This window comes from Bacillus sp. RC51, assembly GCF_044908115.1.
GTDB classification, from domain to species: domain Bacteria; phylum Bacillota; class Bacilli; order Bacillales; family Bacillaceae_G; genus Bacillus_A; species Bacillus_A mycoides.
On the sequence record NZ_JBIYCW010000006.1, the window covers coordinates 176,358 to 188,663 of the forward strand.

General features: G+C 34.0%; 15 protein-coding genes. 12 read left to right on the top strand and 3 right to left on the bottom strand.

The annotated features are described in order from the left end of the window. Window positions 1–67: 67 nt before the first annotated feature. The 4 genes from isdE to srtB are packed head-to-tail and all read left to right on the top strand — an operon-like array spanning window position 68 to window position 3,516. Window positions 68–949, top strand: coding sequence for a heme ABC transporter substrate-binding protein IsdE (gene isdE / locus ABH959_RS14815; protein WP_113935699.1), 882 nt, complete (start codon window positions 68–70; stop codon window positions 947–949). A gap of 27 nt (window positions 950–976) precedes the next feature. Then, window positions 977–1,960 (top strand): FecCD family ABC transporter permease, encoded by a 984-nt coding sequence (locus ABH959_RS14820; protein WP_113935698.1) that lies wholly within the window; start codon window positions 977–979, stop codon window positions 1,958–1,960. Then, entirely contained in the window at window positions 1,950–2,720 is a 771-nt protein-coding gene (locus ABH959_RS14825; RefSeq protein ID WP_002088890.1) for an ABC transporter ATP-binding protein, read from the top strand. Before ABH959_RS14820 ends, ABH959_RS14825 begins: the two co-directional genes overlap by 11 nt. A gap of 31 nt (window positions 2,721–2,751) precedes the next feature. After that, the gene (gene srtB, locus ABH959_RS14830; RefSeq protein ID WP_002129321.1) at window positions 2,752–3,516 is read left to right on the top strand and encodes a class B sortase; all 765 of its coding nucleotides are present in this window, start codon (window positions 2,752–2,754) and stop codon (window positions 3,514–3,516) included. Window positions 3,517–3,585: 69 nt separating this feature from the next. On the opposite strand, the gene isdG is transcribed toward srtB, so the two are convergent. Further along, window positions 3,586–3,909, bottom strand: coding sequence for a heme oxygenase (gene isdG / locus ABH959_RS14835; RefSeq protein ID WP_002015426.1), 324 nt, complete (start codon window positions 3,907–3,909; stop codon window positions 3,586–3,588). Between the two features lie 254 nt (window positions 3,910–4,163). Here isdG and ABH959_RS14840 point away from each other — a divergent pair, with 254 nt between their 5' ends. Together ABH959_RS14840 and ABH959_RS14845 are read left to right on the top strand one after the other, a co-directional pair. After that, a complete protein-coding gene (locus ABH959_RS14840; RefSeq protein ID WP_016096041.1) occupies window positions 4,164–5,954 on the top strand; it encodes a cation:proton antiporter in 1,791 nt (596 codons plus the stop codon). 92 nt (window positions 5,955–6,046) lie between these two features. After that, on the top strand, window positions 6,047–7,246 hold the full coding sequence (locus ABH959_RS14845; RefSeq protein WP_113935697.1) for a class I SAM-dependent rRNA methyltransferase: 1,200 nt from the start codon (window positions 6,047–6,049) through the stop codon (window positions 7,244–7,246). Window positions 7,247–7,289: 43 nt separating this feature from the next. On the opposite strand, the gene ABH959_RS14850 is transcribed toward ABH959_RS14845, so the two are convergent. Both ABH959_RS14850 and ABH959_RS14855 read right to left on the bottom strand, forming a co-directional pair. Beyond that, complete coding sequence (locus tag ABH959_RS14850) at window positions 7,290–7,484, bottom strand: YwbE family protein (RefSeq protein WP_001014315.1); 195 nt, start codon at window positions 7,482–7,484, stop codon at window positions 7,290–7,292. Next, window positions 7,485–7,658, bottom strand: coding sequence for a hypothetical protein (locus ABH959_RS14855; RefSeq protein ID WP_002015431.1), 174 nt, complete (start codon window positions 7,656–7,658; stop codon window positions 7,485–7,487). 170 nt (window positions 7,659–7,828) lie between these two features. Here ABH959_RS14855 and ABH959_RS14860 point away from each other — a divergent pair, with 170 nt between their 5' ends. From ABH959_RS14860 to ABH959_RS14885, 6 genes are all read left to right on the top strand, one after another. Further along, the gene (locus tag ABH959_RS14860; RefSeq protein WP_002088884.1) at window positions 7,829–8,521 is read left to right on the top strand and encodes a response regulator transcription factor; all 693 of its coding nucleotides are present in this window, start codon (window positions 7,829–7,831) and stop codon (window positions 8,519–8,521) included. 1 nt (window position 8,522) lies between these two features. After that, a complete protein-coding gene (locus ABH959_RS14865; RefSeq protein WP_063218398.1) occupies window positions 8,523–9,458 on the top strand; it encodes a HAMP domain-containing histidine kinase in 936 nt (311 codons plus the stop codon). A gap of 126 nt (window positions 9,459–9,584) precedes the next feature. Further along, the gene (locus ABH959_RS14870) at window positions 9,585–10,508 is read left to right on the top strand and encodes an ABC transporter ATP-binding protein (protein ID WP_012261778.1); all 924 of its coding nucleotides are present in this window, start codon (window positions 9,585–9,587) and stop codon (window positions 10,506–10,508) included. Next, window positions 10,501–10,662, top strand: a complete 162-nt coding sequence (locus ABH959_RS14875) for a hypothetical protein (protein ID WP_012261777.1) — start codon at window positions 10,501–10,503, stop codon at window positions 10,660–10,662. The genes ABH959_RS14870 and ABH959_RS14875 overlap by 8 nt, the downstream gene beginning before the upstream one ends. A 34-nt stretch (window positions 10,663–10,696) precedes the next feature. Continuing rightward, window positions 10,697–11,392 (top strand): ABC transporter permease, encoded by a 696-nt coding sequence (locus tag ABH959_RS14880; protein ID WP_113935696.1) that lies wholly within the window; start codon window positions 10,697–10,699, stop codon window positions 11,390–11,392. Between the two features lie 34 nt (window positions 11,393–11,426). Further along, window positions 11,427–12,299 carry a DUF4097 family beta strand repeat-containing protein gene (locus ABH959_RS14885; protein WP_113935695.1) on the top strand — a complete coding sequence of 291 codons (873 nt, stop codon included), beginning with the start codon at window positions 11,427–11,429 and terminating at the stop codon, window positions 12,297–12,299. The last annotated feature ends 7 nt before the right edge of the window (window positions 12,300–12,306 follow it).

The window sequence follows — 12,306 nt, forward strand, 5'->3', positions numbered from 1 at the left end:
TTTGGAGTCTTGATGCATGTTCGCATGCATCAAGACTTGTTTCATATTGTTTGGAAAGGAGTGGTGATTGAGAGTGAAGAAAATTGCTAGTGTACTAATGGCTATCATTCTATTAGTGAGTGTAGCTGGATGCTCGGCGCCCAAAAAAGAAGCAGCAAAACAGGTAAAGAGTGAGAGTAAAGAGAGAATTGTTGCAACGACAGTTGCTGTTACTGAAATTATGGATGCGTTAGAAGTAGATTTAGTTGGTGTTCCAACAAGTACGAAAGATTTACCAAAGAGATATAAAGGTTTACCTGAAGTCGGGAATCCGATGAGTCCTGATATGGAAAAGGTAAAATCATTAAAGCCGTCAGAAGTATTATCCGTGACAACACTTGAATATGAATTAAAGCCAGTTTTTGATGGTGTAGGTATGAAAGCAAACTTTTTAGATCTAACAAGTTTAAAAAATATGCAAAATTCCATTAGTAATTTAGGTAAGCAATATGGACGTGAAAAGCAGGCTGAAGCAGTTGTAACTAAGTTAGATAACAAGGTTGCAGAGATTCAAAAAGCAGTAAAGGGAAAGAAAGAACCGACAGTGCTTATTTTATTAGGTGTACCGGGGAGTTATTTAGTAGCAACAGAGCATTCTTATATTGGAGATTTAGTGAAACAATTAGGTGGTAAAAACATTGTACAAGGTGAACAAGTAGAGTATTTAGCTTCTAATACAGAGTATTTAAAAAAAGCTGATCCAGACATTATTTTACGAGCGGCACATGGTATGCCGGATGAAGTTGTAAAAATGTTTGATAAAGAATTTAAAACAAATGATATTTGGAAACACTTCGCTGCAGTTAAAAATAATCGTGTTTACGATTTAGAAGAGCGTTTATTTGGAACGACAGGAAATTTAGCAGCGACTGAAGCGCTAGATGAATTGAAAAAAATGATGTATCCGTGATGCATTTTAATATAAAGGAAGATTAGCATGAATAAAAAATTTTGGAGTTTCTTTATTGTTACTGTATTACTCATCATTATGACTTTGTTGTCAGCGACGAAAGGTAGTTTAGAAGTAGGTATTATTGACCTTGTACAAGGAATATTTACAGGGGGAAATGAAGATGTTGAAGTGATTAAAGATTTACGTTTCCCACGTATTATTATTGCACTATTTACTGGAGCAGCTCTTGCTGTTTCGGGCGTGCTTTTTCAAGCTGTTATGAAAAATCCACTTGCTGATGCTGGGGTAATCGGGATATCTTCAGGAGCAAGTTTTATGACACTTGTTATTATTACGTTATTCCCGCAATTCTTTTTCTGGACACCAGTATTCGCCTTTTTAGGTGGTGCTTTTGCATGTTATCTCGTTTATGCATTTTCATGGAAGTCAGGGTTAAGTCCGCTTCGCATTATTTTAGTTGGTATAGCTATTAATGCAATGTTCACTGGATTAAATGAATCGTTCATTACGATTTGCGGATACTTCATTAAGAGTATTAAGCAAACGACGACTTCTAACATAACGATGAAGACGTGGGGCGATGTAGAAATAATGGTTACTTATGGAACAATTGGTCTTATTCTTGCACTGTTTGTCGGAGCTTGGTGTAACTTATTATCTCTACAAGATAAGACTGCAAAAAACTTAGGCTTGCACGTGACGAGAGTTCGTCTTATTATTTCTGCCATTGCAGTACTCTTAGCGGCAGTATCAACAGCAATTGCAGGTGTTATCGCTTTCGTAGGATTACTCGTTCCGCACATTTCAAGACAACTAGTTGGTTCAGACCATAAAGCATTAATCCCATTTTCTGCTCTTGCAGGGGCGTTATTAATTTTGACGGCGGATACGATTGGAAGGTTAATTGTGCCACCTAACGAAATTCCAGCAGCGACGATTATGGCAGTTATTGGTGGCCCATTCTTAATATTCTTGCTTAGAAAGAGTGATAAAGTTCATGGAAATTAAAAATGTAACCTTTTCGTACGATAATGTAACGGATCGATTAAAGTCGGTTAGTAGTGAAATAGAGATTGGTAAAATTACAACAATTATTGGACCAAACGGTTGTGGGAAATCAACATTACTTGGTGTGATGTCAAGAAATCACGATCCTCGTAGTGGAGAGGTAATACTTGATGGGAAGGCAATTAGCCAATATAAACCGAAAGAGTTTGCTAGAAAGTTAGCCGTTGTCCATCAACAAAATGAAGCACCGGCAGATATGACGGTAGAGAAATTAACAAGCTTTGGCCGTATGCCTCATAAAAATATATTCTCTTCGCAAACTGATGAAGATAGAGAAGCAATAGAAAGGGCTTTAGCATGTACGAATTTGTTAAGTAAACGTGATAAGGAAATTCATGCTTTATCTGGTGGAGAAAGACAGCGTGTTTGGATTGCCATGACGTTAGCCCAGAAGACGCCAATGCTCTTTTTAGATGAACCGACAACATATTTAGATATTTATTATCAACTTGAAATATTAGAGTTAGTAAAAGAATTAAATGAAGCACAAGGATTGACAATCGTTATGGTATTACACGATATTAATCAGGCGATTCGCTATAGTGATCATATCATTGTTATGAAAGACGGCGAAATTGTTACAAAAGGCAAGCCGAATGATGTTGTGACAGAAAGTATGATAAAGACGATATACGGTGTAGATGTCGTTGTAAAGCAAGATGAAGATACAGGATTGTATATGGTCCCAATGGGCATTTAAACATGCGAACAATCCGTTTTGAGGTGATAATTTGAGTAGCAAAAAAGAAAGGAAGAAGAATTCTTTTTTTCAACGAATACTTACAGTTGTTTTTTTAGGTACCTTTTTCTATTCAGTATATGAATTAGGTGATATTTTCATGGATTACTATGAAAATCGTAAAGTAATGGCCGAAGCACAAAACATTTATGAAAAAAGTCCGATGGAAGAGCAATCACAAGACGGGGAAGTACGTAAACAGTTCAAAGTTCTGCAGCAAATTAACCAAGAAATAGTTGGATGGATTACGATGGATGATACACAAATTAATTATCCAATCGTTCAAGCAAAAGACAATGATTACTATTTATTTCGAAATTATAAAGGTGAAGATATGAGAGCAGGAAGCATTTTTATGGACTATCGTAATGATGTGAAATCTCAAAATCGAAATACTATTTTATATGGTCACCGTATGAAAGATGGTTCTATGTTTGGAAGTTTAAAGAAAATGTTGGATGAAGATTTCTTCATGTCGCATCGTAAATTATATTACGATACATTATTTGAAGGATATGATCTTGAAGTGTTTTCAGTGTATACAACAACAACTGATTTTTATTACATTGAAACGGATTTTAGTAGTGATACGGAATACACATCATTTTTGGAGAAAATTCAAGAAAAATCGCTGTACAAAACGGATACAAAAGTGACAGAAAGTGATCAAATCGTAACACTTTCGACGTGTGACTATGCACTTGATCCAGAAGCGGGAAGATTAGTAGTACATGCGAAACTAGTAAAAAGACATTAAATAAAAAAAGTATAGAATATGAGAAGTGGTAACACTCTTCATATTCTATACTTTAAAAAATAAATATGCTTACTGTGCTGCAGCCATTGGCATACGTACAACTTTTACATCATAGTAAGCAATTTTATTATCAAGAATATAGTCTGGCATCCCGCCTTGATGTGAGTGAGCATCTTTAAATGCTGAGCTCTTTGTCCAACCTTGGAAATCTTCTTTTGCATTCCAGCGAGTGCTAATTGTTACTTCATCATAATCAACTGTATTTTGCGTTAAAAGAACTTCTAATCCTAAAAATCCTGACATTGTTTCAACTTTACCTACTTTATTAAAACGCTCAATTAATTTATGGCCATTTCCCTTTGTAATTTTAGTTGTATTTGTAACAATAATCATGTTTATTCCTCCTATAAATGTAGCCTTTATTTTCAAGAACTCATATACATTAAATGATAATGAAAATCATTATCATTGTCAATAGTAATTTTCATATAAATGTAGAATTAAGGATGAATTTACTATTATATAAATAATTTGACCATATAGTTAATGAAGTTATATATTATTAAAATAAAACAAAATAAGAAATATACACAAGCAAAGTATGGTTTATACCTTGCTTTCGCAATACTATGAACAAGGAGGGTATTATGGTCGAATCACTGTTACTTAGTATCGTTATTATTATTACACTAGGCATTGCCTCACAATGGACTGCATGGCGCTTCCAGCTCCCTGCTATTGTTGTTATGGCAGTTGCCGGATTATTAATTGGTCCAGTTTTCGGTATTATTAATCCAAAAGAGGTGCTTGGAGATGTTTTTAGTCCACTCGTATCACTTTCTGTTGCTATTATATTGTTTGAGGGTAGTTTAAGTTTAGATGTACGTGAACTGAGGGGACTATCAAAACCAGTATTTCGTATTGTTACGTTTGGTGCGTTTATTGCTTGGATTGCTGGCTCACTTGCAGCTCATTACGTCGCTGGATTAGATTGGGCGGTTGCATTTATTATTGGAGGACTTTTTATTGTGACAGGTCCAACTGTAATTATTCCGTTGTTACGCCAAGCACGATTAAAGCCAAGGACAGCTGCAATTTTAAAGTGGGAAGGGATTATCGTTGATCCGTTTGGAGCATTACTTGCTGTATTCGCCTTTCAAATTGTAAATTTCTTAACGAAAGAAAATGTACACTTACATACGTTACTATATTTCTTTGCAGGTTCGTTATTTGCAATGGTGCTTGGGTATGCGTTTAGTATTTTTATGAGTTATATGATTTTAAAAGGGAAAGTACCAGAATATTTAAAGGCACCGATTTTGCTCGTTACGGTATTACTATGCTTCGGCATTGCAGATGAAGTCATGCATGAAACAGGTATGCTAGCCGTAACAGTAATGGGGATTACACTTGCACGGATGAAGAAATATATTTCTTCTATCGGTGATATTCGTCATTTTAACGAAAATATTTCCGTACTATTAACATCGACTGTTTTCATCATCTTAACAGCATCACTTCCAAGAACGACGATTATGGAGATTTTTAGCTGGCCTATTATTAGCTTCGTACTTATGATGCTATTTGTTGTTCGTCCTTTATCAATTTGGGTATCGACAATCGGAACAGAGTTAACAAGATCAGAAAGGGCGCTAGTTGGTTGGATTGCGCCGCGAGGTATTGTTGCGTTAACGGTTTCAAGTTACTTTGCGACGGAGTTATTACAAGAAGGGTATAAAGATGCTTCTATATTAACAGCACTTACATTTGCACTCGTAATTACGACCGTTTGTGCTCATGGATTTTCAATTGGATTTTTAGCAAAAAAATTAGGATTAGCCAATACACAGCCACCAGGTATTTTAATTTCAGGAGCTAGTACATTCTCAACTGCATTCGCTATGCATTGTAAAGAGATGGGGATTCCGAGCTTAATCGTAGATGTATCGGAAGAACATTTGCAATGCGCAAAGGTGAAAGGGCTTAATACATATAACGGCCAAGTACTCTCAGAGCAGTTGCAATTTGAAGTAGATATGAATCAGTATGAATACTTAATTTCAGTTACAGATACGGATTCTTACAATGTATTAGTCGCAAACACATATGTACCGCAGTTTGGACATCATAATACATTTTTACTTCCGATTCATGATGTGGAAAAGATTGAGCAAGAACGCATCTCTCTTTCGAAAAAAGCTCATTTACTGTTTGGTCAAAATGAAATTTATGAAGAGTTAGATAGAAAAATTGAAGAGGGTTATACATTTAAAACGATACAAGTTGAGGAAGAACAAAAAATTAATAAAGAAGAGAGCGATTCAGAGGATGTAATATTATTTATTCGTCACGATGATGGTAGTCTTACTTTTTCAACATTGTATAAATATATAGCGGTTATACCAGGAGATGAGCTAGTTGTACTAGCAAAGCAATAATATGGTATAGTGAAACGAGGCTTTTTTCAGCCTCGTTTTTTACATTGCTTCCTACTAATTAGAAAGCATTCAAATGGAAAGGAAGACATTACATGCGATCTGAAGTAACTATAAAAATAAAACCGAAGTTTATAAAAGAAATTAAAGGTGGATATCCACTTATTTTAAAAGATGCAATTCAAAATTTAAATGATGTACGTGAAGAAGGGACAATCATCAAAGTAGTAGATGAGAAGAACCAATTCATCGGAAAAGGCTATTATGGAAAACAAAATAAAGGGTATGGTTGGATTTTAACGAGAAAAGAGAAGGAGGAAGTGAACCAATCTTTCTTTGAAAGTAAAATCAAATCTGCTTTACATAAACGAAAACATTTTTATAAATCAAATGATACAACAGCATTTCGTGCCCTGAATGGTGAGGGCGATGGCCTTGGTGGTTTAATCATCGATTATTATGACGGCTATTACGTAATTAGTTGGTATAGTGAAGGGATTTATACTTTCCGTGATGAGATTGTAGCAGCGCTTCAAAAAGTAGCAAACTTCAAAGGGATTTATGAGAAAAAACGTTTTGATACGAAAGGGAAATACATTGAAGGTGATGATTTCGTCGCAGGAGAGCGCGGTGAGTTCCCACTTATCGTAAAAGAAAACGGTGTAAACTTTGCTGTATATTTAAATGACGGGGCGATGGTTGGTGTATTTTTAGATCAACGTAACGTTCGAAAACAAATTCGTGATAAATATGCAAAAGGAAGAACGGTTCTAAATATGTTCTCTTATACTGGGGCTTTCTCTGTATTTGCAGCGCTTGGCGGAGCGAGTAAAACAACGAGTGTGGACCTTGCAAATCGTAGTTTAAGTAAAACGATTGAGCAGTTTAGTGTAAATGAAATTGATTATGAAGCACAAGATATTATTGTAGAAGATGTATTTCTATATTTCAAATATGCAGCTAAGAAAAAGATGAAATTTGATATGGTTGTACTTGATCCCCCAAGCTTTGCACGCTCGAAAAAATATACGTTCAGTGCGGCGAAAGATTATAAAAACCTATTAAAAGAAACAATTGCGATTACAGAAAATAACGGTATTATCGTTGCTTCTACAAATTGTAGCGCATTCGATATGAAAAAGTTTAATGGCTTTATCGATACAGCATTTAAAGAAATGAACGGTAAATATAAAATATTAGAAGAACATTCTTTACCGGAAGATTTCCGTACAATTGATCAATTTAAAGAGGGAGACTATTTAAAAGTAGTTTTCATCGAAAAAATTAAAGGTTAATGAAAATAAGAAAAGGAGCTCAAGTTTAAATGAGCTCCTTTTCTTATTGAATAATATTTTGTACTCTGCCAACCTGTCCGTCTTGCAATCTTACTTTAATGCCGTGCGGATGTGAAGGTGAGTTCGTTAAAATATCTTTTACAATTCCTCTTGTTAGCTTACCTGTACGTTGATCTTGTTTTAATACAATATCAACTTCAAGACCTGATGAAATGTTAGATCGTTTTTGCCCGTTCATTTATACACCTGTACGTCTACGTTGGTTGTTTGTTTTCTTCGTTTGTTGGTTTTGTAATTTTTTCGTTTCTTGACTTTGACTTCCATTATTTGAGCCGTTTCCATTTCCTTGCTTTTTCTTCGCAAGTTGTTCGCGCATTAAATCAGCTAAGCTTACTTTTTTGTTTTCTGACATGATAAGTCTCCTTTATATAAAGTTAATTATGAACAATCGTAGTGAATTTCATCATATCATTGTTAAGGAAGGAAGGGAAGTTGGTTTGAAAATTCATATAATTCTTTCCAGCATTCATTCGTTACGATACAATTAAATTGTTAATGTTTGTTAAAAAAGGGGATAGAAATATGTCACATCATATTTTATTAGTTGAAGATGACATCTCAATTCAAGAGATGGTTGAAACATATTTAGTAAAAGAAGGTTTTCAAGTTACAATCGCATCTGATGGAGAAGAAGGAGTTAACGCATTTTTAAAAGGTTCATTTGATTTGATTATCCTCGATATTATGATGCCGAAGTTAGATGGGTTAGAGGTCGTTAGAATCATTCGAGAAAAAAGTGCAGTTCCGATTTTAATGATGTCAGCGAAAGATACAGATGTTGATAAAGCCGTTGGATTAGGCCTTGGAGCAGATGATTACATTTGTAAGCCGTTTTCTATGATTGAACTAGCTGCACGTGTAAAAGCGGGTATTCGGAGGTCTACAAAGTATTCAGCTGTGGAATCAAAAGATGAGGCGATTCAGATTGGTGATTTAATAATTGACCCAATTAATTTTACTGTGGAGAAAAAGGGAAGACAGCTTAAACTTACTTTAAAAGAATTTGAGATTTTAAAGCTATTCGTGAAGAATCAAAATCGTGTTTTTACGAAAGCACAAATATATACGCTTGTTTGGAATGAAGAATATTATGGTGATGATAATGTTATTAATGTTCATATGAGAAGATTACGTGAGAAAATTGAAAGTGATCCATCTAATCCAGAATATATTAAAACATTATGGGGCATCGGCTATAAGTTGGAAGTGATGTAGTATGGTTGTATTTTTAACAGTGGTGATTATTATATTGCTTATCGTTATTTACGTGCAATATAAAATTAGGAAAAATAGTAGTAGGAATTTACGCTACACGTATGAGAAGTTAAATCGAATTGTAAAAGAACAAACTGGTGAGAAGCTATTAATTATGACAGATGATCTAGAATTGCGAAATTTATTAGTGGCGATTAATCATTTATTAGATGCAAAACAGAAAACGAATGCAGATCATGCGAAAGTGGAAATTTCGATGAGAAAAATGCTTTCAAATATTTCACATGATTTGAAAACACCACTAACAGTTATTCTTGGATATACCGAAATGTTAAATAAGGATAAAACGATAAATGAGGAAGAGAAGCAAATATTACTCGAAAAGGTGCATGTAAAAACACTAGAAGTGATGGAACTGATTCATAAGTTTTTTGATTTAGCAAAATTAGAATCCGGTGATAAAGCAATTGAGATGACAAAAGTAAATATGAATGAAGTTTGTCGCGAGAAGATTTTATCTTTTTATGATTTAGTGACGACGAAAGGGTTTCAAGTTCATATTGATATACCAGAAAGAAATATATATGCACTTGGAAATGTAGAAGTATTAGGTAGAGTATTGAATAATTTAATATCAAATGCGATTACATATGGTGACGATGGAAAGACACTTGGTATGACGTTAAGAGATGATGAAACGAGTGTGTATATAGATGTATGGGATACAGGAAAAGGAATTGATGAATCTCACATTGATAAAGTGTTTGAGCGTATGTACACACTTGAAGATTCCAGAAATAGATTGTACCAAGGAAGCGGTTTAGGGTTAACGATTACGAAAAGGCTTGTGGAAGCGATGGACGGAGAAATACATCTTTCTAGTAAGCCGTATGAAAAAACAATTTTTACAGTTGTATTAACAAAGATGCTGTTTTAGCTTGTAGAGAAGTAAATTCTACAAGCTTTTTTTTCAGCGTAAGGAATTTGTAAGGAACGGGTAAGGAAAAAGAGAATTCCGTTGTCTATTATAGAAGTATAAGGTAGTGCGAAAGGAGATAGTGACATGACATATATATTAAAAACGAATCAGTTAACGAAAGTGTTTAAAGGGAAAGAAGTAATTTCTAGCGTTAACATGCATGTGAAAAAAGGTGAGATTTACGGTTTCTTAGGACCGAATGGTGCAGGTAAAACAACGATTATGAAAATGATCACAAACTTAATAAAACCGACGAGCGGTGATATTGAAATTTTTGGTGAGAAGTTAACGGATACATCTTATGAATTGTTAAAGCGCATGGGGACGATTATCGAATATCCAATTTTTTATGATAAATTAACGGCGAAGGAAAACCTAGAATTACATTGTGAATATATGGGGTATTACGACAAAAACGCAATTGATCATGCTTTACATTTAGTGAAGCTGCACGGTATAGATGATAAAAAAGTAAAAGATTTTTCATTAGGGATGAAGCAAAGACTTGGTATTGCAAGGGCGATCATGACGAAGCCAGAATTACTCATTTTAGATGAGCCAATTAACGGTTTAGATCCAATTGGTATTAAAGAATTAAGAGACTTATTTAAAATGCTCTGCAAAGAATATGGCATTACGTTATTAGTCTCTAGTCATATTTTAGGCGAGATGGAACTAATGGCAGATACAATCGGTATGATTCAAAATGGAAAGCTAATAAAAGAGGTTTCAATGAAGAGTATTAACGGAAAACAAACAGAGTACATTGAAATTACTGTTCCTGATGTGAAGCGTGCAGCTTATATTTTAGAAGATAAACTCGGTATAAAAAATTACAAAATAATGAGTGGAAATATGATTCGTGTGTATGATACGGCAGCGTCTCAGCAAGCTATTTCAAAAGCACTTATTATGAACGATGTAGAAATTGAAAGTATTAATAAGAAACATAGTTCCTTAGAAGAATATTTCTTAAATGTAATGGATGGAGAGGGCATTCATGCTTAATGGATTGTTAGTGAATCTAGTAAGTGGATTGATCGTAATGTTCATAAGTGGGATTTTATATTATAGAAAACCTGAGCGGAAATGGCCGTTAATTTTACTAGTGATAGGAATAGTAAGCGTAGTTATGGCTGGAATTAGAATGTTAGTAGCATAGAGATCGTTATGTCAGTAATGGAGGTGTGGTTTATATGTTTAAATTAATGAAACTTGAATGGAAGAAACATAAATTATCTAGTTACTGTAAAGGGGTAGCTATTTGTATTATAGCAATTTTTGCTGCGGTAAGTCTTATGGGGATGGGAGCAAAAGGTGAGGGAGATGCGGCGCTCACTGATTTCACAAAGTATATGACGTTAGCAAATATCTTTATTAGGATGACATTTCTTATTTTTAGTGCGGTCATTTTATCACGTTTAGTAATTGATGAGTATAAGAATAAAACAATGCAACTACTATTTATGTACCCATTACAAAGGAAATTGCTAATGAGGGCGAAATTAACAATTGTTTTTAGTTTTTGTTTTATTAGCATGATTATTGCTACTTTCAGTATTAGTTTGCTCATATTTTTTATGAACCCAATGATGGGGCTGTTTGAAACACCTATGACGATGGGGGAAATAATAGCTACCGTTCCAGCTACTTTTATAAGTGCATTTATGATATCTGGTATAAGTTTAATTCCTTTATTTTTTGGGATGAGAAAGAAATCGACACCGACAACGATTACTTCTGCAGTAATAATTGGGATGTTAGTGAACAGTAACTATGGAAATGGTGTAAGCTTTTATGATTATATTGTTATTCCAATTACACTCTGTTTATTAGGAATTTTTATTAGTTATCTATCGTATCGTAAAATCGACAAGATTGATGTGGCGTAAAATAAGCTTAAAACAACAATGAACTGGGGTATGAATGGTGAAAAAAATAATAGTAATAGCAATTTTATTTCTGACAATTGCTAGTGCGATTTTTGGTTTTAAGACATTTCAGGGGAAAGATTTTACGAAAGAAAAGTCTTTTGAGATAAATCATATAAAAGAAATAGAAGTGGACAATGAAAACTGGGATGTTGAATTTAAAAGTACAGATGCTAACAAAATAGTAATTTCGGCTCAAGGTAAACGAGTAGATAAAGAGATAGATCCCGTCGAAATAGAACATGAAGGGAATAAAGTTATAGTTAAGCAAAAACAAAAGGCGGCCAGATTTTTTAATGGTTTTACGTTTAGGAAGAAAAATAGTATATCTATAGCTATCCCGAAGAAAGAAATAGATAAAATTGTATTAAATAATAAATCGGGTGATGTGAAAATAAGCGATATAGTAGTAAAAAGTATCGTGACAAAAGGCAAGTCTGGAGATGAAATGATTGTAGGACTATCAGCCGAGAAAGGTGAATTCATATCGCAAAGTGGAGAGTTAGCTGTAAAAGATAGTTCAGTACAAGAATTAAATATAAAGTCTACGACTGGTGATAACTATATAACAAATGTAAGTAACTCAAATATAAACATCACTTCAACATCCGGTGAAGTATTACTGAAAGATATGAAAGAAGGAAAATCGTTATTTGTAGAAACAAAATCAGGAGATATTGGCGTACGGTATAAAGGTGTTCCGACATCTTTAAAACTTACGGCTAAAAGTAATTCGTCTGACGTAATGGTGAATGTAAATGGACTTAAGAAAAATAAAAATACAGAAAAAATAAAAGCGGGAACCATTGGTGATGCAAAAAACGAAGTGAAGATTTTAAGTAAAACAGGAGCGATTTATATCGATTAAAATGTAA